Here is a 23829-nt window from a genome sequence, read left to right on the forward strand (position 1 = left end):
TAGGCTGAAAGCGTGAGCGATCCGACGAGCTATCGCCCCGCGCAGGGCTCGATCCCGACCCAGCCGGGCGTCTACAAGTTCCGCGACCCGTACGGCCGCGTCGTCTACGTGGGCAAGGCCAACAACCTGCGCGCCCGCCTGGCGAACTATTTCCAGCCGCTCACCTCGCTGCACCCGCGCACTCAGACCATGGTCACCACGGCCGCCGGCGTCGAGTGGACGGTGGTGACGAACGAGGTCGAGGCGCTCGCGCTCGAGTACTCCTGGATCAAGGAGTTCGACCCCCGGTTCAACGTGCGCTACCGGGACGACAAGTCGTACCCGAGCCTGGCCGTCACCCTCAACGAGCAGTTCCCCCGGGTGCAGGTGATGCGCGGGCCGAAGAAGAAGGGCGTGCGCTACTTCGGGCCCTACGCCCACGCCTGGGCGATCCGCGAGACGGTGGACGCGCTGCTGCGGGTCTTCCCGATGCGCTCCTGCTCGCAGGGCGTCTTCCGCCGCGCGCAGCTCTCCGACCGGCCCTGCCTGCTCGGCTACATCGGCAAGTGCTCCGCACCCTGCGTCGGACGGGTCAGCGTCGAGGAGCACCGGCAGATCGCCCAGGACTTCTGCTCCTTCATGGCCGGGCAGACGGCCGGGTTCACCCGCAAGCTCGAGCGCGACATGAAGCAGGCCGCGGCCGACCTCGAGTTCGAGAAGGCGGCCCGGCTGCGCGACGACCTCGGCGCGCTGCAGCGGGCCATGGAGCGCAACGCCATCGTGCTCGGCGACGGCACGGACGCGGACGTCGTCGGGATCTGCGAGGACGAGCTCGAGGCCGCCGTGCAGATCTTCCACGTGCGCGACGGGCGGGTGCGCGGCCAGCGCGGCTGGGTGGTGGAGAAGGTCGAGGACATCGACACCGGCGGCCTGGTCGGCCAGTTCCTCCAGCAGCTCTACGGCGACCAGGAGCCGGACGGCGTGCCGCGCGAGATCCTGGTGCCCGCGCTGCCCGAGGACGCCGCCACGGTCCAGGCCTGGCTCGAGACCCTGCGCGGTCACGGCGTGGAGCTGCGGGTGCCGCAGCGCGGGGACAAGCGCACCCTGATGGAGACGGTCGAGCGCAACGCCAAGCAGGCCCTGGCCCTGCACAAGACCAAGCGGGCCTCGGATCTGACGACCCGTGGGCAGGCGCTCGAGGACATCGCCGAGGCGCTGGACATGGACCAGGCGCCGCTGCGGATCGAGTGCTACGACATCTCGCACACCCAGGGCGCCGAGGTCGTCGCCTCGATGGTCGTGTTCGAAGACGCGCTCCCGCGCAAGTCCGAGTACCGGCGCTTCACCATCAAGACCGTGCAGGGGCAGGACGACGTCCGGTCCATGCACGAGGTGATCAGCCGTCGGTTCAAGCGCTACCTGGCCGAGGCCTCGAAATCCGGAGAGGCGCTGCTGCCCGGAGACGACGGGCTCGACGGAGCGATACAGAGCACGCACACGCCTGCGGAGTCGGATGAAGACGCGACTGCGGACGTCTCCGCGGACGGCGTCGTCGAGGACGAGAACGCCGTCGATGACGAGACCACAGTCGTGGACAAGCCGCTCAGCCGCAGCGCCTACCCGCCCCAGCTCGTCCTCGTCGACGGTGGCGCGCCCCAGGTGGCCGCGGCCTCCCGGGCCCTGGCCGAGCTCGGTATCGAGGACGTCGCGGTGGCCGGGATGGCCAAGCGGATGGAGGAGATCTGGCTGCCCGGCCAGGACGACCCGGTGATCCTGCCGCGCACCAGCGAGGCGCTCTACCTGCTGCAGCGGGTGCGGGACGAGGCGCACCGCTTCGCCATCACCTTCCACCGGCAGCGGCGCTCGAAGGCGATGACCGGCGGCAGCCTCCTCGAGGGCATCCCGGGGCTCGGCGAAGTGCGTCGCAAGGCCCTGCTCAAGCACTTCGGCTCGGTCAAGGCGGTGCGCGCGGCCTCGGTGGAACAGCTCGCCGAGGTGCCCGGACTCGGCCTGGGGACGGCGCGTACGCTGCACGAGGCGATCGCGCAACGGGCCCGTTCATCGACCCGCCCGGCCGCCGTCAACACCGCGACGGGCGAGCTTCTCGAAGACGGCGGAGACTGAGCGGTGACGGGGAGCTTCGCGAAGATGGCGGAAAGTGAATCGAAAGGGACATAGACTCGGGACCGGCCGGCGCGACCGGCCCGCGATGAACGGCGGCAGCGTCCTGGGGGAAAGGCGGACCACATGAGCGTTCCGGAGATCGAAGCGGCAGCCGAGCCGCCCGAGCTCGTGGTGATCTCGGGCATGTCCGGGGCCGGCCGGTCCACGGCGGCCAAGGTACTCGAGGACCTCGGCTGGTTCGTGGTGGACAACCTCCCGCCGAGCCTGATCGCCACCATGGTCGACCTCGCCGCGCGCACCCAGGGCTCGGTGCCCCGGATCGCGGTGGTCGTGGACGTGCGCGGCCGGTCCTTCTTCGAGCACCTGCACGAGGCGCTCGCGCACATAGAGGCCACCGGTCTGCGCCATCGCATCGTCTTCCTCGAGTCGGCCGACGACGTGCTGGTGCGCCGGTTCGAGAACGTGCGCCGACCGCACCCGCTGCAGGGCGAGGGGCGCATCACCGACGGAATCGACCGGGAGCGGGAGCTGCTGCGCGAGCTGCGCGGCGAGGCCGACCTGGTCATCGACACCTCCAGCCGGAACGTGCACGAGCTGCGCGCGGCCCTGGAGCGCACCTTCGGCCGGGACGGCGGCGAGGGCGAGCTGCGGGCCACCGTCATGTCCTTCGGCTTCAAATACGGGCTGCCGGTGGACGCAGACCTCGTACTCGACGTACGCTTCCTGCCCAACCCCCACTGGGTGCCCGAGCTGCGGCCGCGCACCGGTCTCGACCCCGACGTCAGCGCATACGTGCTGGCCCAGCCGGGGGCGAAGGAGCTGCTCGAGTCCTTCGGCGAGACCCTGCGGATCATCACCGCGGGGTACCGCAAGGAGGGCAAACGGTACGTCACCCTTGCGGTAGGGTGCACCGGCGGGAAGCACCGCAGCGTCGCGATGGCCGAGCAGTTCGCGGCGCGGCTGATCGGCGATGGCGTGGACACGACCGTGGTCCACCGGGACGTAGGGCGTGAGTGAGCGAGCAGCGAGACGGCGGCGGCGGTGAAGTCGGCGCGCGGGTGGTCGCCTTCGGCGGCGGGCACGGCATGCACGCCTGCCTGTCCGCACTGCGCCGGCTGACCGACCAGCTCACCGCGATCGTCACGGTCGCCGACGACGGCGGCTCGAGCGGCCGGATCCGCACCGAGCTCGGCGGCCTTCCCCCCGGCGACCTGCGGATGGCGCTCGCCGCGCTGTGCGGGGACGACGACTGGGGCCGGACCTGGGCCCGGGCGCTGCAGCACCGCTTCGGCGGCAGCGGCAACCTGGCCGGGCACGCGTTGGGCAACCTGCTGATCACGGCGCTGTGGGAAGAGCTCGGCGAGCCGGTCGCGGCGCTGGACTGGGTGGCCCGGCTGCTCGGCGCCCGCGGACGCGTGCTGCCGATGGCCGGGGTGCCGCTGGAGATCGAGGCGGTCGTGCGCGGGGTGGACCCGGGCCGGCCGCTGGAGCTGAGCACGGTGCGCGGGCAGCACTCGCTGGCCAAGACCCCCGGCGAGGTGCTCTCGGTGCGGCTGCTGCCGCAGGACCCGCCGGCCGTGGCCGAGGCGGTGGCCGCGATCGACGAGGCGGACTGGGCCGTGCTCGGCCCGGGCTCGTGGTTCACCAGCGTGCTGCCGCACCTGCTGGTGCCCGAACTGGCCGACGCGCTGCTGCGTACCAAGGCCCGGCGGATGCTGGTGCTCAACCTCGTCCCGCAGATAGGTGAGACCGACGGCTTCACCCCGGCCGACCACGTCGAGGTGCTGGCCGCGCACGCCCCCGGGCTGCGGCTGGACGCGATCCTGGTCGACCCGAGCTCGGTCCGCGGCCCGCACGAGGCGCGCAAGCTGGACGAGGTCGCCGGCCTCCTCGGCGCGCGCGTGCACACCGCCACGGTGGCCGCCGACGGCGAGCTGCCGTTCCACGACCCGGAGCGCCTGGCCCACGCCATCGCGGCCATCGTGGACGACCGCGCCTGAGCCCGCCAAGGTCCCACTTTCGCCCGCAACGATCGCCCGCCCGCCCATACGCACCAGTACGGAGCGCGAACACACGCCTCGGTGCTGAGCAAGGCGCGTCCAAGATTGACCTCCGTCCGCCTCACCTACGCCCTGGTACGGAGCGCGACGCGCCGGGGCCGCCAGCGGGACTGACCCGTCCCCGTAGGTGGGTCACCGTGGTCGTCGCTGGCGGTGATCCGAGGGCGTGACGGCGGCCGCGGCCTCCCCGTCCGCCTCCCCGTCCGCCTCACCTACGCCTTGGTACGGAGCGCGACGCGCCGGGGCCGCCAGCGGGACTGACCCGTCCCCGTAGGTGGGTCACCGTGGTCGTCGCTGGCGGTGATCCGAGGGCGTGACGGCGGCCGCGGCCTCCCCGTCCGCCTCCCCGTCCGCCTCCCCGTCCGCCTCCCCGTCCGCCTCCCCGTCCGCCTCCCCGTCCGCCTCACCTACGCCCTGGTACGGAGCGCGACGCGCCGGGGCCGCCAGCGGGACTGACCCGTACGAGGGTCATCCCTGGCGGTGATCCGAGGGCGTAACGGCGGCCACGGGCGGTCACCGGCGGTTAACCTGGACGGGCATCCACTCCACCCCCGAGCCGCACCGAAGGAGGCCGCGTTGCCATGGCGATGACCGCGGCGGTCAAAGACGAGTTGAGCAGACTCACGGTGGTCAAGCCCTGCTGTCGCAAGGCCGAGACCGCGACCCTGCTCCGGCTCGCCGGATCGATCCATCTGGTGCAGGGCCGGATCGTGATCGAGGCCGAGCTCGACGCCGCGGCGGCGGCCCGCCGGCTGCGCAAGAACGTCGCCGAGATCTACGGGCACGCCTCCGAGCTCGGCGTGATCGCGCCGGGCGGGCTGCGCCGGGCGAGCCGGTACGTGGTGCGGGTGGTGCGGGACGGCGAGGCGCTGGCCCGGCAGACGGGCCTCGTGGACGGGCGCGGGCACCCGGTGCGCGGGCTGCCGCCGCAGGTGGTGGCCGGCTCCGTGTGCGACGCCGAGTCGGCCTGGCGCGGCGCGTTCCTGGCGCACGGCTCGCTCACCGAGCCGGGCCGCTCGAGCGCGCTGGAGATCACCTGCCCCGGGCAGGAGGCGGCGCTGGCCCTGGTCGGCGCGGCCCGCCGGCTCGGCGTGAGCGCGAAGAACCGCGAGGTGCGCGGGGTGGAGCGGGTCGTCGTGCGCGACGGCGACGCCATCGGCGCGCTGCTCACCCGCCTGGGCGCGCACGACTCCGTGCTGGCTTGGGAGGAGCGCCGGATGCGCCGCGAGGTGCGGGCCACGGCGAACCGGCTGGCCAACTTCGACGACGCGAACCTGCGCCGCTCGGCCCGGGCCGCGGTGGCCGCGGGCGCGCGGGTGGGCCGGGCGCTGGAGATCCTGGGCGAGTCCGCGCCCGAGCACCTCGCCCTGGCCGGCCGGCTGCGCCTGGAGCACCGGCAGGCCTCGCTGGAGGAGCTCGGCGCGCTGGCCGACCCGCCGCTGACCAAGGACGCGGTGGCCGGCCGGATCCGCCGTCTGCTCGCCCTGGCCGACCGGCGCGCCGCCGACCTGGGCGTACCCGGGACGGAGGCCTGTCTGACCCCGGAGCTGTTCGCCGCGGCCGGAGTGGCGGAGTAGCGCGACCCGGCGCTATTCGAACCCTGATCAGTACTTGATCTCGGCCGCGCCGCGGCCGGAGCCGCGCGCTCCGGCCCGGCGCCGTCGGCGCAGGTCCGGATGCGGCACTCGGACAGAGGTCGATACAAAGGGGCTGACATACGGGCCGCCGCCCGCCGCGCCTTCGCGAGCTACCGGCCGGTAGTTCCACATACCGGGCCGGTTGGCTTCGCGCCGCGGGGGCGCGATAAGTTGGCAGAGCATCCTGGAGTTGGATTAACCCGCACCACCGGACGGATACGCCGCCCGCGGGGGTGCTTGAGCGAGGAGACCTTCGTGACTGTCCGCGTTGGCATCAACGGCTTCGGCCGGATCGGCCGCAACTTCTTCCGGGCCACCGTGGCCTCGGGCGCCGACATCGAGATCGTCGGCATCAACGACCTCGCCAGCCCGAAGATCCTGGCCCACTTCCTCAAGTACGACTCGGTGCTGGGCCGCTTCCCGGGCTCGGTCGAGGCGACCGACGACTCCCTGGTCATCAACGGCAAGGCGATCAAGGTCATCGCCGAGCGCGACCCGGCCGCGCTGCCGTGGAAGGAGCTCGGGGTCCAGGTCGTCATCGAGTCGACCGGCCTGTTCACCAAGGCCGAGGACGCCGCCAAGCACATCGAGGCGGGCGCGCAGAAGGTCATCATCTCGGCGCCGGCCACCGGCGAGGACAAGACCATCGTGATGGGCGTCAACCACGATGAGTACGACCCGGCCACGCACCACGTGATCTCGAACGCCTCCTGCACCACCAACTGCCTCGGTCCGCTGGTCAAGGTGCTGCTCGACGAGTTCGGCATCGAGAAGGGCCTGATGACCACGGTCCACGCCTACACCACCGAGCAGCAGCTGCAGGACCAGATCGCGCTGACCCGCAAGGGCACCATCGACCTGCGCCGCGCCCGGGCCGCGAACCTCTCGGTGATCCCGGCCTCCACCGGCGCCGCCCGCGCCATCTCGCTGGTCATCCCCGAGGTCAAGGGCAAGCTGGACGGCTTCGCCATGCGCGTGCCGGTCCCCACCGGCTCGGTCACCGACCTGACCGTGAACCTCTCCCGCGAGGTCACCAAGGACGAGGTCAACGCCGCGTTCAAGAAGGCCGCGTCCGAGGGCAAGCTCAAGGGCTTCCTGAAGTACAACGAGGACGAGATCGTCTCGGCGGACATCGTCACCGACCCGTCCTCCTGCATCTTCGACTCCACCCTGACCCTCGCCCAGGGCGACCAGGTCAAGGTCGTCGGCTGGTACGACAACGAGTGGGGCTACTCCAACCGCCTCATCGACCTGATCAACCTCGTCGGCGCCTCGCTGTAGATCCGCGTCGAACCGCGGCCCGCGCCGAGCCCCGGCCCGTGACCCAAGGCCCGTACGACCGCCGCGTCGTGCGGGCCTTCGTCGGGTTCCGCGGAAATCCCCCGCAGGCACGTATCGCAAAGAAGGCATGGCATGAAGACCATTGACGACCTCGAGGTCGCGGGCAAGCGCGTGCTCGTGCGCGCCGACCTCAACGTGCCGCTCGACGGCACCCGCATCACCGACGACGGCCGCATCCGGGCCTCGGTGCCCACGCTCAGCGCTCTGCTCGAGCGCGGCGCCAAGGTCATCGTCACCGCCCACCTCGGCCGGCCCAAGGGCGTGGACCCGGAGGCCGACGCGAAGTACTCGCTCGCGCCGGTGGCCGCCCGCCTCGGCGAGCTGCTCGGCAAGCCGGTCGCCTTCGCCACCGACACCGTCGGCGAGTCGGCCAAGGCCACCGTCGAGGCGCTCGGCGACGGCGAGATCGCGCTGCTCGAGAACGTCCGGTTCAACCCGGACGAGACCAGCAAGGACGCGGTCGCGCGGGGCAGGTTCGCGGACCAGCTCGCGGCCTTCGCCGACCTGTTCGTCTCGGACGGCTTCGGCGCCGTGCACCGCCGGCACGCCTCGGTCTACGACGTGGCCGAGGACCTGCCGAACGCGGCCGGCTACCTGATCTCGACCGAGCTCGGCGTGCTCAAGAAGCTCACCGACGAGGTGGAGCGCCCGTACGTGGTCGTGCTCGGCGGCTCCAAGGTCTCGGACAAGCTCGGGGTCATCGACAACCTGCTGGACAAGGCCGACCGGATCCTGATCGGCGGCGGCATGGTCTTCACCTTCCTCAAGGCCCAGGGCCACGAGGTGGGCAAGTCCCTGCTCGAGGAGGACCAGATCGAGACGGTCCTCGGCTACCTGGAGCGGGCCAAGGACAGCGGCGTGGAGATCATGCTGCCGGTCGACATCGTCGCCGCCGCCGCGTTCGCCGCCGACGCCGAGCACTGCGTGGTCTCGGCCGACGCGATCCCGGCCGACCGGCTCGGCCTGGACATCGGCCCGGAGTCCGGCAAGCTGTTCGCGGCCAAGCTGGCCGACGCGCGCACGGTGTTCTGGAACGGCCCGATGGGCGTGTTCGAGATGGAGCCGTACGCCGGCGGCACCCGGGCCGTGGCCCAGGGCCTGCTCGACTCGCCGGGCTTCACCGTCGTCGGCGGCGGCGACTCGGCCGCGGCCGTGCGCGCGCTCGGCTTCGACGAGAACGCCTTCGGCCACATCTCCACCGGCGGCGGCGCGTCGCTGGAGTACCTCGAGGGCAAGGCGTTGCCCGGAATCACCGTTCTGGAAGGCTGAAAGCAAGTGGCTAGCTCGCGTACCTCGCTGGATGACAGCCGGGTAACTGGCTCTCGAAAGGCGATCAATGTCTAACTCGCGTACCCCGCTGATGGCGGGTAACTGGAAGATGAACCTCAACCACCTCGAGGCCATCGCCCACGTCCAGAAGATCGCCTACAGCCTGACCGAGCGGGACTTCGCCGCGGTCGAGGTGGCGGTGCTCACGCCGTTCACGGACCTGCGCTCGGTCCAGACCCTGGTCGACGGCGAGAAGCTGGCGATCAAGTACGGCGCCCAGGACGTCTCGGTGTACGAGTCCGGCGCGTACACCGGCGAGGTGTCCGCGGCCATGCTCGCCACCCTCAAGTGCGCGTTCGTCGCGGTCGGCCACTCCGAGCGGCGGCAGTACCACGGCGAGGACGACGCGCTGGTGGCGGCGAAGGCCAAGGCGGCGCTCAAGCGCGGCATCTGCCCGATCGTGTGCATCGGCGAGGCACTGGAGATCCGCAAGGAGGGCCGGCACGTCCCGTACGTGCTCGACCAGGTCCGCGGCTCGCTCGCCGGGCTGACCGCGGCCGAGGTGCGCGGCAGCGTGCTGGCGTACGAGCCGGTCTGGGCCATCGGCACCGGCGAGGTGGCCACCCCGGCCGACGCGCAGGAGGTCATCGGCGCGATCCGCGAGCTGCTCGGCGAGCTGTACGACGGCGAGACCGCCGAGGCCACCCGGATCCTGTACGGCGGCTCGGTCAAGGGCGCCAACGCGGCCGGGATCATGGCCGAGAAGGACATCGACGGCGCGCTGATCGGCGGTGCCTCGCTGGACCCGGAGGACTTCGTGAAGATCGTCCGGTTCAAGGAGCAGGACAAGGCCGCCTGAGCCTGATCCGCTCCGCACCCGGGCGGCCCCGCGACCGGCACTGGTCGAGGGGCCGCCCGGCCCGGTAAGCTGGGGCGGTCCGCGCGTACGTGCCGCGGGCCGCCCTCCGCCGGGCGCCTAGCCGCACCGTCCGCTGCCATGTCGAGAGAGAAGAACCCCGTGGTCCTCGGTCTTGAGATCATCCTGGGTCTCACCAGCCTGCTGCTGATCCTGTTCATCCTGCTGCACAAGGGCAAGGGCGGCGGCCTGTCGGACATGTTCGGCGGCGGCTTCACCTCCCAGCACGGCGGCTCCTCCGTGGTCGAGAAGAACCTCGACCGCATCACGATCGTGCTCTCGATCATCTGGCTCGCCTGCATCGTCGGTATCGGAATCGCCTACAAGTAGGCACGTTTCGGGATCTTCCGGCCCGGTTGCGCCGGGAACCGGGGGGATGCGCACCCGCGTCTGCCCTAACGCTCGTACACTGGTGCATCGCGCTTTGTTCGGGCGTGGTGGGACAATGTGGTGGGCAAGCGGCAGGGAGACGGATAAAAGTGGCTAGTGGCAACGCGATTCGCGGCAGCCGGGTCGGCGCCGGGCCCATGGGCGAGGCCGAGCGGGGCGACACCGCGCCGCGGGTCTGGATCACCTTCTACTGCTGCAACGGGCACGAGACCCGGCCGAGTTTCGCCAGCGACGCGGCGATTCCGGAGAGCTGGGACTGCCCGCGCTGCGGCTTCCCGGCCGGACCGGACCGGGACAACCCGCCGGCGCCGCCGCGGACCGAGCCTTACAAGACGCACCTGGCCTACGTGCGCGAGCGCCGCAGCAACGAGGACGGCGAGGCCATCCTGGCCGAGGCGCTGGCCAAGCTGCGCGGCGAGATCTAGGCGCGTTTGAGAAGTATCGCCGGGGCCGCGACGCCTGCCACGCACGCTCGCTGCGTTGCCGGATCGGTTACAGACGGCCGAGTATGCGCCCGCCCCGGCGCCTTGCGAGCGCACGCGTCAGACGCCGCGGCCTGATCCGACGCGCCCTAGCCCGCGCCCTTTTCGAACCTTCCGTACCGCCCGCGCGTATCAGCGCGGGCGGTATCGGCGCTTGCGGAGTGGGGGAGTTTCGCCGCGCGCTCTCGGGTCACCAGGACCGGTATCAGATCAGAGTGCGGCCACGGGGCTTGCCTATAATCGCCGCATGGCGGATTGGGGCGTGACCGTGCGCAGGTTCGAGTTCTTCATCGACCGCGAGGCGCGGGCCGGTTCTCCGGTCTACGCCGTGCTGGCCCAGTACGTCTCCGAGGATCTGGCCGCCGGCGGTATGTTCACCGACGTGCTCGCCGGGGCGCCGGAGCGCCAGCGGATCCCCAACCTGCTGTTCGCCTCGGTACACCGGGTGCTGTTCGATCACCCGCAGGATCCGCTCGCGGCCTACTACCCGTCGCTGGGCGGCACCCGCGCGCCCGACGCCGCGCTGCCGGAGGCCTTCGCCGCCTTCGTCGCGGCCCACCGCGCCGAGATCGATCCGCTGCTCGCGACCGGGGAGACGCAGACCAATGAGGTGCGTCGCAGTGCTCAGCTGTTCCCGGCCTTCGGCTGGGTGCGCGCGGCCACGCGGCGTCCGCTGGGCCTGATCGAGATCGGCCCGAGCGCCGGGCTGCTGCTGCACGCGGATCGCTACGACTACCGCTACGAGTTCGCCGACGGCACGGTGCTTCCGGGCGGTGCGGCCGAGGCCGACGGGGTGCCGCCGTTGCACTGCGAGATGCACGGCTCGTGCACACCGGAGCAGCTCGCGCCGTTCGTGGGCAAGGAACTGCGGGTCTCCTCGCGGGTCGGGCTCGATCTCAATCCGCTGAGCCCGGACGATCCCGAGGCCCGCGCCTGGCTGCGGGCACTGGTCTGGCCCGAGCACGAGGAGCGCCGGGCCAGGCTCGATGCCGCGTTGGCGCACGCCGCCCGGCGGCCGGTCCGGCTGCGCAAGGGGGACGCGCTGCGGATCCTCGGCGACGCGGTGGAAGCGGTGGCGGACAACGCCGTGCCGTGCGTGTTCGTCTCCAACAGCCTGCCGCACTGGAGCGCGCAGGGCCGGGCGGACCTGGTGGCGCTGGTGCGCGAGCTCGGGGCGCGCCGGGACCTGGTGTTCGTCGTCAAGGAGGGCTTCCGGGTCGGCCTCGGCCTGTTCAGCGGCGGCCCCGATCCGGCCGGCGAAGCGCCCCGAGAGGCGCACGAGGTGCTCGGCGCCGCGGTCTACCTCGGCGGCCGGGAGCGGCTGTTCCGGCTCGGCACGGCCGGGATGCACGGCGCCTCGCTGGACTGGGAGCCCAGGCCGCTCGTCGCGGCCTGAGTCCCCGCGGCCGGTCACCGCGCCCGGGTTGTCTCCTACTGCGGGTGCGGCGCCTTGGCCACCATGATGATCGTCACGGTGCTGCTCTTCTCGGAAACCTTGTAGAGCACCCGGTAGTAGCCCAGCAGCAGCCGGCGCAGCCCGCCGCGGCCCAGGTTGGCGCTGTTGCCGGGAGTCGGGTTGTCGCCGAGCTCGTACACGGCCGCGAGGACGAGCTGCGCGCCGAGCTTGTCCTCCTGGTGCAGCATGGTCGCGGCGTCGATCGCGGCCGGCTTCCAGTCGATCCAGTAGGTCTTGCGCTGTTCCTTGGGGGCTTCTCCGTCTTTGTGACGCGGCACCTAGACCTCACCCAGCAGCTTCGCCACCTCGTCGTGCGGGACCGTCTTCTCGTCCTCGGCCAGGATCCGCTCGGCGAGGGCGATGTCGGCCTCGTCCTCACGGCGCCGGAAGTATTCGAGGACCTCGTAGGGGACGATCGCGGCGACGGGGGTGCCGTGCTGGGTGATGGTGATGATCTCGCCGCCGTGATGGGACTTGGCGACGAGATTGCCGAGGCGGGTGCGCGCGTCGGTGAGGGTCACTGTCTCTGCCATACCAAGAAATGTACACTTTGCAAACTTCGTCGTCCAGCCCCGGGTGCCGGGAATTTCCCGATCTCATCCTCCGACGGTCACCACCGACTTGCCGAACTGGGCGTTCGTGTCCAGGTACCGGTGCGACTCGACGATGTCGGCGAGGTCGAAGGTGCGGTCGAGCACGGGTCGCAGCGCGCCCGAGCGCAGCCCAGTGTGGATGAACGCCTCGGCCGCACGCCGACGGCCGGGGTCGGGCATGGTCTCGCGGATGGTGAAGGCGCGCAGCGCGACCGGCGCCATGCCGAGCGCGAGGCCGGGGAAGGGCGTCGGTTGTCCGCTGAGCCCGCCGTACAGCAGGACCGTACCGCCGTCGCTCGTCGACTTCATCAGATCGGTCACGCCGGGGCCGGCGACGGCGTCGAAGACGAGTTCGGCGCCCCGGCCGTTCGTGGCCTCGAGGACGCGGTCGGAGACGTCCTCGGCGTCGGTGACCACGACCTGCGCGGCTCCGTGCTCGAGCAGCCGCTGCTTCTTCGCCTCGCCGCGGGTCAGCGCGATCGGAGTCGCGCCGATCCGGTTCGCCACCTGGATCGCGGCCAGCCCCACGCTGCTCGAGGCCGCGGTCAGAACGACGGTGTCGCCCGCCTTCAGCCCGCCGATCTGGACCAATCCGCTGTAGGCGGTCAGGTACGGCATCCACACCGACGCGCCCTCGATCGCGTTCATGCCCTCCGGCCGGGCCAGCACCGCCCGTGCGGGGACGATGGCGCGCTCGGCGTAGACCCCGTAGTCGTTCTGTGAGAACAGGCCCGGCAGAACGCTGACGGGCTGCCCCGGCCGCAGCCCGGCCACGTCCTCGCCGACCGCCTCGACCACGCCCGCGGCTTCGGTGCCGAGCCTGGCCGGGAACCGCTTGACCGGTTCGACGTAGGAGTCCGTGCGGAACAACGCCTCGGCCCGGTTCAGGCCGATGGCCTCGACCCGGATCAGCACCTCGCCGGGGCCGGGCCGGCCTGGTTCCTCGTCCTCGAGCACGAGCACCTCGGGGCCGCCGATCTTGTGGAAACGCACCGTCTTCGTCATGGCTCCAGCGAAGCACTAAAGTACGATGCTCGTCAAACTTTGATGCCTGTCGTATTATGGGGGGCATGACTCCGACGGCCAGGACCGCCCCCGACACCGACCGGGACCCGCGTCACCCCGACCTCGCCGAGGTGACGCTGCAACAGATCCTCGAGGCCCTGGTCGACCCGGTCCGGCGCGGCATCGTGGCACAGCTGGCCGCGGACGGGTGCGGCAGCATGGCCTGCGGCGGATTCGATTTGACCGTCAGCAATTCCACCGCGACGCACCACTTCCGCGTGCTGCGCGAGGCGGGGTTGATCCGTCAGTCCTACGCGGGCACGTCGAAGATGAACGTGCTGCGGCGCGCCGAGGTCGACGCGGCCTTCCCCGGACTGCTCGAGGCGCTGCTCGGCGCCGAGCGGGCAGGCGGCTGAACACGAAGAATCCCCCGCACGCCGGTGGCGTCGGGGGATCGTCCGTGTCGGGGGCCTCGGGCTAGCTCTCGAGCTGAGCCGCCCCGGCCCGGTCGAGCAACCACAGCGTGGCCTCGGTGCCGTGCGCGCCGGCCGCCGGGATGACCGTCTGGTCGGTGCCCGCGGCCAGGGCGAGACCCGCGGCCTTCGCCTTCTCCGCGCCGGAGGCGATCACCCACACCTCGCGCGCGGCCTGGATCACCCGGAAGGTCAGGGAGATCCGGTTCGGCGGGGGCTTCGGCGAGTTGTGCACGGCGATCGCGGACGGGCCGGTCTCGCGGGTGCCCGGGTGCTCCGGGAAGAGCGAGGCGATGTGGCCGTCCGGACCCATGCCGAGCAGCAGCACGTCGAAGGCCGGCGCGTCCGCTCCGGCCGGGGCGCAGCGGGCGAGCTCGGCGGCGTACCGCTCGGCGGCCGCCTCCGCGTCCGGGCCGTCCGGGCCGTCGGTGGCCGGCATCGCGTGCACGTGGGCGGGCTCCAGCGGCAGCAGCCGCAGCAGCGCGTCCCTCGCCTGGGTGTCGTTGCGCTCCGGGTCCCCGCCGGGCAGGAACCGCTCGTCGCCCCACCACAGGTGCACCCGGCTCCAGTCCACCGCCTGACGCAGCGGCAGATCGGCGAGCGCGGCCAGCATGCCGATGCCGATGGTGCCGCCGGTCAGCACGAGGTGCGCCTCGTCCCGCTCGGCGAGCACGTCCACCAGCTTGGTCACCAGCCGCGCCGCCGCGGCCTGAGCCAGGATCGGGCCGTCCGGGTGGACGAGGATGCGCCGGTTCGAGCTCTCGCCAGTCAAGCCGTCTCCTCCTTCGCCGTGCCCCCGTCCGTGCCCGGGTCCGAGGCCGCCGCCGCGTCCGGGCCGGCCGCCTCCTCGCCGACGACGACCGGAGCCGGCTCGCCGAGCTTCTGCGCCTCCTTGGCCGCCTTGCGCGCCGCCTCCACCGTCGGCCCGGCCACCTGCAGCGGCTCGGTGAACGGCTCGGCGACCTCGGCCAGCATCCGCGCGTAGACGTCGTCCTGGTCCAGCCGGCGCAGTTCCTCCGCGATCAGCTCGGCCGTCTCGCGGCGCTTGAGCGCCACCGGGCGGTCCGGCTGGCCGGGGATGGCCAGCGTGGCCAGCTCGCCGTCCGGCCGGTCGAGGCAGATCGGGCCCTGCGTGGTCATCAGCTCCACCGAGGTGATGCCGGGGCCCTCGTCCGCGGTCCGGGTGACCGGGACGCCGAGGCGCTGGCGCAGCCACACGGCCAGCACCCGCACCGAGGGGTTGCCCTCCTCGCCGGAGACCGCGACCGAGCTCACCGCGTGCGGGAACTGGTCCAGCGCCGCGGCCAGCATCGAGCGCCACGGGGTCAGCCGGGTCCAGGCCAGGTCGGTGTCCCCGGGCTGGTAGGCGTTCGCCCGCGCGGTCAGCTTGGTCATCGGCTTGTAGTACTCGGCCGCGTCGGTGATCCGGCGCTGGGCGAAGGCGCCGAGCGGGTCCTTGGACGGGACGTCCGGGCCCTCGTCCGGCCACCAGGTCACCACCGGCACGTCCGGCAGCAGCAGCGGCAGCACGACCGAGTCGGCGTGCTGGGCCAGCTCGCCGTACAGCCGCAGCACGATGACCTCGCCCGGGCCGTTCTCGTCGCCCACCCGCACCTCGGCGTCCAGCCGGGTGCGCGTGGTGTCCGGGCGGCCGATCACGATGATGATCCGGGCCGGGTGCTCCCGGGCGGCCTTGCCGGCCGCCTTCATCGCGTCGTAGTGGTGCCGCTCCTCGGTCGAGACGACCAGGGTGAGCACCGCGCCGGTGGTCGGGGTGCCGCTGCGGTGGCGGGCCGAGACCAGGGTCGAGGCGATCCTGCCTGAGGTGGTGTCGGTCAGATCGATGATCACGGCCTTCTCCAAACACGTCCGTCGAGGGCGAGCATCTCGTCCGCCTCCGCCGGTCCCCAGGTGCCCGAGGCGTACTGGGCGGGCTTGCCGTTCACGGCCCAGTACTGCTCGATCGGGTCGAGGATCTCCCAGCCGAGCTCGACCTCCTCGTTGCGCGGGAACAGCGGCGGGTCGCCGAGCAGCACGTCCAGGATGAGCCGCTCGTAGGCCTCCGGAGAGGACTCGGTGAACGCCTCGCCGTACTGGAAGTCCATCGACACGTCGCGCACCTCCATCGAGGTGCCCGGGACCTTGGAGCCGAACCGCACGGTCACGCCCTCGTCCGGCTGCACCCGGATGACCAGGGCGTTCTGGCCCAGCTCCTCCGTCATGGTGTCGGTGAACGGCAGGTGCGGAGCGCGCTGGAAGACCACCGCGATCTCCGTCACGCGCCGGCCGAGGCGCTTGCCGGTGCGCAGGTAGAACGGCACGCCGGCCCAGCGGCGGGTGTCGATCTCCAGCTTGATGGCCGCGTAGGTGTCGGTGATGGAATTCGGGTGGATCCCGTCCTCCTCCAGGAAGCCGGCCACCTTCTCGCCGCCCTGCCATCCGCCCGCGTACTGGCCGCGCACACTGTGCTTGCCCAGGTCCTCCGGCAGCTGCACGGCCGAGAGCACCTTGACCTTCTCGGCGAACACCGAGTCCGCGTCGAAGGAGCCCGGCTCCTCCATCGCGGTCAGCGCGAGCAGCTGCAGCAGGTGGTTCTGGATGACGTCACGGGCCGCGCCGATGCCGTCGTAGTACCCCGCGCGGCCGCCGATGCCGATGTCCTCGGCCATGGTGATCTGCACGTGGTCGACGTAGTTGCGGTTCCATATCGGCTCGAACATCGTGTTGGCGAAGCGCAGCGCCAGGATGTTCTGCACCGTCTCCTTGCCCAGGTAGTGGTCGATCCGGAAGACCGACTTGGGCGAGAAGACCTCGCCCACCACCCGGTTGAGCTCCTTGGCGCTGGACAGGTCGTGCCCGAACGGCTTCTCGATCACCACCCGGCGCCAGGAGTCCGGGCCGCCGTCGGACAGGCCGGACTCCTTGAGCTGCTTGACCACGTTCGGGAAGAACTTCGGCGGCACGGACAGGTAGAAGGCGTGGTTGCCGTTCGTCCCGCGCAGCCGGTCGAGCTCGTCGATGGTCGTCTTGAGCTGGTCGAAGGCCGCCGGGTCGCCGAACTCGCCGGGGACGAAGCGGAAGCCCTGGGACAGCTGGTTCCACACCTCCTCCCGGAACGGGGTCCGGGAGTGCTCCTTGACCGACTCGTACACCACCTGCTCGAAGTCCTGGTCCTCCCAGTCCCGGCGGGCGAAGCCGACCAGGGCGAAGCCCGGGGGCAGCAGCCCCCGGTTCGCCAGGTCGTAGATGGCCGGCATGAGCTTCTTGCGGCTCAGGTCGCCGGTCACCCCGAAGATGACCAGCCCGCACGGACCGGCGATGCGGGGCATGCGCCGGTCCTGCGCGTCGCGCAGCGGGTTGGCCAGGTTGGTCTCGGCGTGCTCACGCGATTCGAGCAGACGGTGGGTGATGGAGGGTCCGAACGCGTCGCCGTCGTCCTTCGTACCCGTACGGCTCACGCCGCCACCTCGCCGGCGCTCGGTAGGCGGGTTCGCCAAGGCACTGCGTTCGTCGATGAGCTCGCAAGCTCGCTCATGCCGCCTCCGCCTCCTTCTCGAGCTCCGTCTTGAGCGCGCCGAGCAGGTCGTTCCAGGAGGCCTCGAACTTCTCCACGCCCTCGTCCTCGAGCACCTGGACGACGTCGTCGTAGGAGATGCCCAGGGCCTCGATGTCCGCGATGACCTTCTTGGCCTGCGCGTAGGTGCCGCGCACCGCGTCGCCGTTCGGGGCGCCGTGGTCGGCCTCGGCGTCGAGCGTGGCCTCCGGCATGGTGTTGACGACGCCGGCCACGATCAGGTCGTCGACGTACAGGGTGTCCTTGTACGCCGGGTCCTTCACGCCGGTCGAGGCCCACAGCGGACGCTGCGCGGTGGCGCCGGCGGCCTTGAGCGGAGCCCAGCGGTCCGAGGAGAAGACCTCCTCGAAGGCCTCGTAGGCCAGCCGCGCGTTGGCCACGGCGGCCTGGCCGAGCAGGCTCTTGGCCTCGTCGCCGCCGATGGCCTTGAGCCGCTTGTCGATCTCGGTGTCCACCCGCGAGACGAAGAACGAGGCGACCGACTGGATCTTGGACACGTCGTGCCCGTTGGCCTTCGCCTGCTCGATGCCGGCCACGAACGCGTCCATGACCTCGCGGTAGCGCTGCAGCGAGAAGATCAGCGTCACGTTCACGCTGATGCCCTCGGCCAGCACGGCGGTGATGGCCGGCAGGCCCGCCCGGGTCGCCGGGATCTTGATCAGCACGTTGTCGCGGTCCACCAGCCACCACAGCTGCTTGGCCTCGGCGGTGGTGGCGTCGGTGCGGTGGGCGAGGCGCGGGTCGACCTCGATCGAGACCCGTCCGTCGACCCCGTCGGTCCGGTCGTAGACCGGGCGCAGCACGTCCGCGGCGTCGCGTACGTCGCGGGTGGTGATCATCCGGATGGCCTCGTCCACGCTCACCCGGCGCACCGCCAGCTCGGCGATCTGCGGGTTGTAGGTGTCCGAGCCGGAGATGGCCTTCTGGAAGATGGTCGGGTTGGTCGTGACGCCGGTGACGTGCTTGTCCCGGATCAGCTCGGCCAGCGTGCCGGTCTGCAGCCGGTCGCGCGAAAGGTCGTCGAGCCAGATGGAGACGCCGTCCTGCGACAGCTTCTTGAGGTTCTCGTACATTCTGCTACCTTCTCTCCCCTTGGATGCTCAGCCCGCGACCGCGGCCAGCGAGTCGCGCGCGGCGGCTTCGACGGCCTCGGCGGTGATGCCGAACTCGGTGAACAGCTTCTGGTACGCGGCTGAGGCGCCGAAGTGCTCCAGCGAGACCACGCGGCCGGCGTCGCCGGTGAAGCGGTACCACGACTGGCCCACGCCCGCCTCGACCGCGACCCGCGCCTTGACCGCCGCGGGCAGGACCGACTCCCGGTACCCGGCATCCTGCGCGTCGAACCATTCGACGCACGGCATCGAGACCACCCGGGTGGGCACGCCGGAGGCCTCCAGCGACTCCCGGGCGGCGAGGGCGAGCTGCACCTCGGAGCCGGTGCCGATCAGGATGACCTGCGGCGCGCCGGCGGAGGCGTCGGCCAGCACGTAGCCGCCGCGCTTGACGCCCTCGGCCACGCCCACCGGGGTGCCGAGCGCGTCCCGGTCGAACACCGGGAGGTTCTGCCGGGTCAGCGCCAGGCCGACCGGGCCGTCCTGCTCAATGGTGGCCTTCCAGGCCGCGACCGTCTCGTTGGCGTCGCCCGGGCGCACGAACTGGAAGCCGGGGATCGCGCGCAGCGCGGCGTAGTGCTCCACCGGCTGGTGGGTCGGGCCGTCCTCGCCGAGGCCGATCGAGTCGTGCGTCCAGACGTAGGTGGCCGGCACGTGCATCAGCGAGGCCAGGCGCACCGCGGGGCGCATGTAGTCGGAGAAGACCAGGAAGGTGCCGCCGAACGGGCGGGTGTTGCCGTGCAGCACGATGCCGTTGAGGATCGAGCCCATGGCGTGCTCGCGGATGCCGAAGTGCAGGATCCGGCCGTACGGCGAGGAGCCGCCGAACTCGCCGCCCTCCTCGGTGTAGGGCAGGAACGACAGGCCGCCCTTGATGGTGGTGTTGTTCGACTCGGCCAGGTCCGCGCTGCCGCCCCAGAACTCGGGCAGCTGCTCGGCGATGGCCTGGATCGCGGCCTCGGAGGCCTTGCGGGTGGCCACCTCGGTGCCGGCGGCGAAGCTCGGCAGCTTCGCGTCCCAGCCGGTGGGCAGCTCGCGCCGGGAGATCCGGTCGAAGTCGGCGGCCCGCTGCGGGTTGGCCGCGCGCCACGCCTCGTAGCCGGTGTTCCACTCGCGGTGCGCCGCCGCGCCGCGCTCGGCCACCGCGCGGGCGTGCGCGAGCACCTCGTCGGCGACCTCGAAGTGCTGCTCCGGGTCGAAGCCGAGCACCTGCTTGGTGGCGGCGACCTCGGCCTCGCCGAGCGCCGAGCCGTGCGCCTTGCCGGTGTTCTGCAGCTTCGGCGCGGGCCAGCCGATGATGGTGCGCAGCCGGATGATCGAGGGCCGGCCGGTCTCGGCCTCGGCCGCGAGGACCGCCTGGTGCAGCGACTCGACGTCCTCGTCGTAGCCGTTCGGCGAGGTGAACTCGACCGACTGGGTGTGCCAGCCGTAGGCCTCGTAGCGCGCGAGCACGTCCTCGGTGAACGCGACCTTCGTGTCGCCCTCGATCGAGATGTGGTTGTCGTCGTAGATGACGACCAGGTTGCCGAGCTTCTGCGTGCCGGCGATCGAGGAGGCCTCGGAGGTGACGCCCTCCTCCAGGTCGCCGTCGGAGGCGAAGCAGTAGATCCGGTGGTCGAACGGGGACTCGCCCGCCGCGGCGTCCGGGTCGAACAGGCCGCGCTCGAACCGGGCCGCCATGGCCATGCCGACCGCGTTGGCCAGGCCCTGGCCGAGCGGGCCGGTGGTGGTCTCGACGCCGGTGGTGTGGCCGTGCTCCGGGTGGCCGGGCGTGAGCGAGCCCCAGGTCCGGAAGGACTGCAGGTCGGCCAGTTCGAGGCCGTAGCCGGAGAGGTAGAGCTGGATGTAGAGCGTGAGGCTGGAGTGGCCGGGGGAGAGCACGAACCGGTCGCGCCCGGCCCACTTCGCGTCGGACGGGTCGTGCCGCAGGTGCTTCTGGAACAGCAGGGTCGCGGCCGGGGCCAGCGACATGGCGGTGCCCGGGTGGCCGTTGCCGACCTTCTGCACGGAGTCCATCGCCAGCACCCGGACGGTGTCCACGGTGCGGCGGTCCAGCTCGGTCCACTCAAATGACGTCGGCGTGCTCAACGCGCGCGTCCTCTCTAGGGTACGGGGCCGTCGTCTCGGGGGCGGAGGCGACGCTGCCCACCGGGCTGTGCCCGGGCCCTTTCCCCGCGCGGCGGAGGCTTGGAATCTGTTAGTCGAGGCCACCTTACCCCGCTCAGGGCTATCAATCATGCGCTGTGCTCTGTTCGAGAGAAGGCCTTCGGAGCGTGCCGGCGCGGCCTCGCCGCGGCACGGTTCCCGGCGTTTCACCCGACCCGGGCGCGGGGCCGGGCGGGGCGGGGTCTAGAGTCTGTCTGTCTTCACATGGCAGGCGACGAGAACGAGATCAGGGGTGTGCGCGGGTGACTGCGGTGGAATCCCTTCCGGTTGCCCCGGTCACGGGCGCGCCGACACCGGAGAGCACCCGGGTCCGCGGGTCGCTGGCCGACACCGTCAGGGCCTATGTCGCGCTGACCAAGCCGCGGATCATCGAGCTGCTGATCATCACCACGATCCCGGTGATGTTCCTGGCCAAGGGCGGCGTGCCGAATCTGTGGACGGTGGCCGCGGTGACGGTGGGCGGCTACCTCTCGGCCGGCAGCGCGAACGCGCTCAACTGCTGGGTGGACCGCGACATCGACACCGAGATGCGCCGCACCCGCCGCCGCCCGCTGGCCACGCACACCGTCACCCCGCAGGCCGCGGTGGTGTTCGGGCTGGCCCTCGGCGTCGCCTCCACGCTCTGGCTGGGCCTGGCGGTCAACTGGCTCTCCTCGGTGCTCGCGCTGGCCGCGAACGTGTTCTACGTGGTCGTCTACTCGATGATCCTCAAGCGGCGCACCTCGCAGAACATCGTCTGGGGCGGCGCGGCCGGCTGCTTCCCGACCGTGATCGGCTGGACCTCGGTCACCGACCACCTGGCCTGGTCGCCGGTGGTGCTGTTCATGGTCGTGTTCCTGTGGACGCCGCCGCACTTCTGGGCGCTGGCGCTGCGCTACCGCGAGGACTACGCCGCGGCGAACGTGCCGATGCTCCCGTGCGTGGCCACCGAGCGGCACGTGACCTGGCAGATGATGCTCTACAGCTGGGCGACGGTGGCGTGCTCGCTGCTGCTGTGGCCGATCGCGCACACCGGCTGGGTCTATCCGATCGGCGCGGCCGTGCTGGGCGTGGCCTTCCTCGTCGAGGCGCACCGGCTGCACGGCGCCGCCCGCCGCGGGGTCGAGGGGGTGGCGCTCAAGCCGATGCGCATGTTCCACTTCTCCAACACCTATCTGGCGCTGCTTTTCGTGCTGGTGGCGATCGATCCGCTGGTACGGTAAGACTTCTGACGGCGATTTGAACGTCCGCTCAGGGTCTGCCGCTAGAGTGGCTGTGCAATTTGCACACAGGCCGTGAACCCGACCTGAGTCGAGCCAGCCGCGAGGAGGCCCGCACGTGGATCTGTTGGGCAACACCGTCCAGCCCTACGCCTGGGGTTCGCACACGGCCATAGCCGACCTGCTCGGCGAACCCTCGCCCAGCCCGGCCCCGCAGGCGGAACTCTGGATGGGCGCGCATCCCAACGCCCCGTCGGTGCTCACCCGAGAAGGACGCGCCGCGACCCTGCGGGCCGCCATCGCCACCGCCCCCGGGCAGGAGCTCGGCGCCCGGGTGGCCGCGCGCTTCGGCGGCCGGCTGCCGTTCCTGCTCAAGGTGCTCGCCGCGCAGAAGGCGCTCTCGATCCAGCTGCACCCGGACCGGGAGCAGGCCGAACGCGGCTACGCCCGGGAGAACGCGGCCGGCGTGGCGCTGGACGCGCACGAGCGGGTCTACGTGGACGACTGGCCCAAGCCGGAGATCCTGTGCGCGCTCGAGCCCTTCGAGGTGCTCGCCGGGCTGCGCTCGGCCGCGCAGGCCGCCGACGTGCTCGACGGCCTCGGCGTGCCGGAGCTCAAGCCGCTCGCCGCCGGCCTGCGTGAAGACCCGTCGGCCAAGGCCGTGGGCCGGGCTCTGGCCCGGCTGCTGGAATGGCCGGCCGAGGCGCGCGCGAGCCTGGCCGAGAGCGTGGTCGAGGCCGCCGCCGTGGAATCCGGCCGGGGCGGCCCGTACGCCGACGCCTACGACGCGGTGGTGCGGATGAGCGCCGACCACTCCGGGGACATCGGCCTGGTCGCCTCCCTGCTGCTCAACCACCGCGTGCTCGAACCGGGCCAGGCGCTGTTCATGGGCGCGGGCGGCGTGCACGCGTACATCCGCGGCGTCGGCATCGAGCTGATGGCCAACTCGGACAACGTCATCCGGGCCGGGCTGACGGCCAAGCACATCGACGTGCCCGAGCTCGTCCGGGTGCTCGACCCGGAGGTCGAGGTGCCGGTGCTGGCGGCCCGTCAGGTCTCGCCCGGCGTGGAGGTCTTCGGCACCGACGTGCCCGAGTTCCGGCTCAGCCGGCTGACTCTCGCCGACGGCGCGGTGCTGGACGTGCCCGGCGACGGCGGACCGCGGGTGCTGCTGTGCATCGAGGGCGAGGCCTCGGTCGGCTGCGGCACCGAGCCGGCCGCCCGGCTGCTGCTCACCCGCGGCCAGTCCTGCTTCCTCGGCGCCCAGGACATGCAGGTGCGGCTGACCGGAGCGGGTACCTACTTCCTGGCCGAGGTCGGGCTCTAGACTCCCTGCGGGACCGACCCCGTCGGGGACGCCAGCAGCCGGGTGACCGGACCGCGTGCCACGGAGAGCAGGGCGAGCTGGCAGAGCGTGAGCACGAGGAGGCCCAGCAACGGGATCCACAGCACGCCCGGGCCCTTGTTCGCGGTGAGGATGATGAAGCCGGCGCACAGGCTGGCGCCCACGCTCTGGGCGGCGTTGTAGACGGTGCTGAGTCGGGACATCGCCGGTATCTGCAGCAGGCGCGGATGGCCGATGTCCGGTCGGCTCCCCAACACGGCCACGACCCGGCCGAGCCAGGTCCTGCGCCGCAGGACGCGTCCGACCACCAGGGCGACGGCCGCGCCGGCCGCGAAGACGACGACAGCGGTCTGATATGCGGAGTCGCTGTGGTCCCGCGCGGCGGTGACGCTCGTGATCGTGAACACCGCGAGCACCACGACGTTGACGGCGGAGGAGATGAGCGTGTTGCGCCAGGCCGCGTCGAGGTCGGCGGTCGGCACGGGCGGGTTGCGCCGGATCAGCGCCCGGTACCAGCGGGGGAGCGAAGTGCCCAGGAAGGTCGCCGGGCCCGCCGGGATCCGCGGCATGTTCGGCGGAGGCAGCAGCGTGGCGGTCGCCGAGCCGGTGGGCGTCGCCCACGGATCGCACACCGTGCACGCGGCTCCGGGGGCCGGGAGCGTGGAGCCGCAGGCAGCGCACTGCATCGCGGGTCTTCCTTCCTGGGGG

At 71.8% G+C, this 23829-nt stretch carries 22 protein-coding genes; 13 read left to right on the plus strand and 9 right to left on the minus strand.

Annotated elements, in window-relative coordinates:
- The first annotated feature begins 12 nt into the window (after positions 1-12).
- The 10 genes from uvrC to ACTRO_RS44250 all read left to right on the plus strand — a co-directional run bounded on the left by uvrC (position 13) and on the right by ACTRO_RS44250 (position 11594).
- A complete protein-coding gene (uvrC, locus tag ACTRO_RS32810; RefSeq protein WP_034269438.1) occupies positions 13-2103 on the plus strand; it encodes an excinuclease ABC subunit UvrC in 2091 nt (696 codons plus the stop codon).
- 123 nt (positions 2104-2226) lie between these two features.
- Positions 2227-3120, plus strand: a complete 894-nt coding sequence (gene rapZ, locus ACTRO_RS32815; RefSeq protein WP_034269441.1) for an RNase adapter RapZ — start codon at positions 2227-2229, stop codon at positions 3118-3120.
- A gap of 68 nt (positions 3121-3188) precedes the next feature.
- On the plus strand, positions 3189-4103 hold the full coding sequence (locus tag ACTRO_RS32820; RefSeq protein WP_051452556.1) for a gluconeogenesis factor YvcK family protein: 915 nt from the start codon (positions 3189-3191) through the stop codon (positions 4101-4103).
- Between the two features lie 641 nt (positions 4104-4744).
- Positions 4745-5740, plus strand: coding sequence for a DNA-binding protein WhiA (whiA, locus tag ACTRO_RS32825; protein ID WP_034269447.1), 996 nt, complete (start codon positions 4745-4747; stop codon positions 5738-5740).
- A gap of 315 nt (positions 5741-6055) precedes the next feature.
- Positions 6056-7081: a type I glyceraldehyde-3-phosphate dehydrogenase gene (gap, locus tag ACTRO_RS32830; protein WP_034277754.1), complete on the plus strand. Its 1026-nt coding sequence runs from the start codon at positions 6056-6058 to the stop codon at positions 7079-7081.
- Between the two features lie 132 nt (positions 7082-7213).
- Positions 7214-8410, plus strand: coding sequence for a phosphoglycerate kinase (locus tag ACTRO_RS32835; RefSeq protein ID WP_034269450.1), 1197 nt, complete (start codon positions 7214-7216; stop codon positions 8408-8410).
- A gap of 67 nt (positions 8411-8477) precedes the next feature.
- Positions 8478-9269, plus strand: coding sequence for a triose-phosphate isomerase (tpiA, locus tag ACTRO_RS32840; protein ID WP_034269453.1), 792 nt, complete (start codon positions 8478-8480; stop codon positions 9267-9269).
- Between the two features lie 159 nt (positions 9270-9428).
- Positions 9429-9656 carry a preprotein translocase subunit SecG gene (gene secG / locus ACTRO_RS32845; RefSeq protein ID WP_034269456.1) on the plus strand — a complete coding sequence of 76 codons (228 nt, stop codon included), beginning with the start codon at positions 9429-9431 and terminating at the stop codon, positions 9654-9656.
- A gap of 149 nt (positions 9657-9805) precedes the next feature.
- Positions 9806-10141, plus strand: coding sequence for an RNA polymerase-binding protein RbpA (locus ACTRO_RS32850; RefSeq protein ID WP_084316689.1), 336 nt, complete (start codon positions 9806-9808; stop codon positions 10139-10141).
- Between the two features lie 304 nt (positions 10142-10445).
- Positions 10446-11594, plus strand: a complete 1149-nt coding sequence (locus tag ACTRO_RS44250) for a DUF2332 domain-containing protein (protein ID WP_084316690.1) — start codon at positions 10446-10448, stop codon at positions 11592-11594.
- Positions 11595-11629: 35 nt separating this feature from the next.
- Here the strand turns inward: ACTRO_RS44250 and ACTRO_RS32860 are convergent, their stop codons facing one another.
- The 3 genes from ACTRO_RS32860 to ACTRO_RS32870 all read right to left on the minus strand — a co-directional run bounded on the left by ACTRO_RS32860 (position 11630) and on the right by ACTRO_RS32870 (position 13252).
- The gene (locus ACTRO_RS32860; RefSeq protein ID WP_051451740.1) at positions 11630-11932 is read right to left on the minus strand and encodes a hypothetical protein; all 303 of its coding nucleotides are present in this window, start codon (positions 11930-11932) and stop codon (positions 11630-11632) included.
- Positions 11933-12187, minus strand: coding sequence for a type II toxin-antitoxin system Phd/YefM family antitoxin (locus tag ACTRO_RS32865; RefSeq protein WP_034269461.1), 255 nt, complete (start codon positions 12185-12187; stop codon positions 11933-11935). It abuts the gene before it with no gap.
- A gap of 63 nt (positions 12188-12250) precedes the next feature.
- The gene (locus ACTRO_RS32870) at positions 12251-13252 is read right to left on the minus strand and encodes a zinc-dependent alcohol dehydrogenase family protein (protein ID WP_034269464.1); all 1002 of its coding nucleotides are present in this window, start codon (positions 13250-13252) and stop codon (positions 12251-12253) included.
- Between the two features lie 65 nt (positions 13253-13317).
- Here ACTRO_RS32870 and ACTRO_RS32875 point away from each other — a divergent pair, with 65 nt between their 5' ends.
- Positions 13318-13668: an ArsR/SmtB family transcription factor gene (locus tag ACTRO_RS32875; protein ID WP_034269467.1), complete on the plus strand. Its 351-nt coding sequence runs from the start codon at positions 13318-13320 to the stop codon at positions 13666-13668.
- A gap of 61 nt (positions 13669-13729) precedes the next feature.
- Here the strand turns inward: ACTRO_RS32875 and pgl are convergent, their stop codons facing one another.
- From pgl to tkt, 5 genes are all read right to left on the minus strand, one after another.
- Positions 13730-14497: a 6-phosphogluconolactonase gene (gene pgl / locus ACTRO_RS32880; RefSeq protein ID WP_034269469.1), complete on the minus strand. Its 768-nt coding sequence runs from the start codon at positions 14495-14497 to the stop codon at positions 13730-13732.
- Entirely contained in the window at positions 14494-15576 is a 1083-nt protein-coding gene (gene opcA / locus ACTRO_RS32885) for a glucose-6-phosphate dehydrogenase assembly protein OpcA (protein ID WP_051451741.1), read from the minus strand. Before opcA ends, pgl begins: the two co-directional genes overlap by 4 nt.
- Positions 15573-17054, minus strand: coding sequence for a glucose-6-phosphate dehydrogenase (zwf, locus tag ACTRO_RS32890; protein ID WP_051452557.1), 1482 nt, complete (start codon positions 17052-17054; stop codon positions 15573-15575). Before zwf ends, opcA begins: the two co-directional genes overlap by 4 nt.
- A 202-nt stretch (positions 17055-17256) precedes the next feature.
- Positions 17257-18372, minus strand: coding sequence for a transaldolase (gene tal, locus ACTRO_RS32895; protein ID WP_034269471.1), 1116 nt, complete (start codon positions 18370-18372; stop codon positions 17257-17259).
- Positions 18373-18399: 27 nt separating this feature from the next.
- Complete coding sequence (gene tkt, locus ACTRO_RS32900; protein ID WP_034269474.1) at positions 18400-20499, minus strand: transketolase; 2100 nt, start codon at positions 20497-20499, stop codon at positions 18400-18402.
- Between the two features lie 320 nt (positions 20500-20819).
- Between tkt and ACTRO_RS32905 the strand changes: the two genes are divergently transcribed.
- Together ACTRO_RS32905 and manA are read left to right on the plus strand one after the other, a co-directional pair.
- Complete coding sequence (locus ACTRO_RS32905) at positions 20820-21779, plus strand: heme o synthase (protein ID WP_084316692.1); 960 nt, start codon at positions 20820-20822, stop codon at positions 21777-21779.
- 115 nt (positions 21780-21894) lie between these two features.
- Positions 21895-23103, plus strand: coding sequence for a mannose-6-phosphate isomerase, class I (manA, locus tag ACTRO_RS32910; protein ID WP_034269479.1), 1209 nt, complete (start codon positions 21895-21897; stop codon positions 23101-23103).
- Here the strand turns inward: manA and ACTRO_RS32915 are convergent.
- Positions 23100-23807 (minus strand): hypothetical protein, encoded by a 708-nt coding sequence (locus ACTRO_RS32915; RefSeq protein WP_034269481.1) that lies wholly within the window; start codon positions 23805-23807, stop codon positions 23100-23102. The genes manA and ACTRO_RS32915 overlap by 4 nt on opposite strands.
- Positions 23808-23829 lie beyond the last annotated feature (22 nt).

The organism is Actinospica robiniae DSM 44927 (genome assembly GCF_000504285.1).
Taxonomy (GTDB): Bacteria; Actinomycetota; Actinomycetes; order Streptomycetales; family Catenulisporaceae; genus Actinospica; species Actinospica robiniae.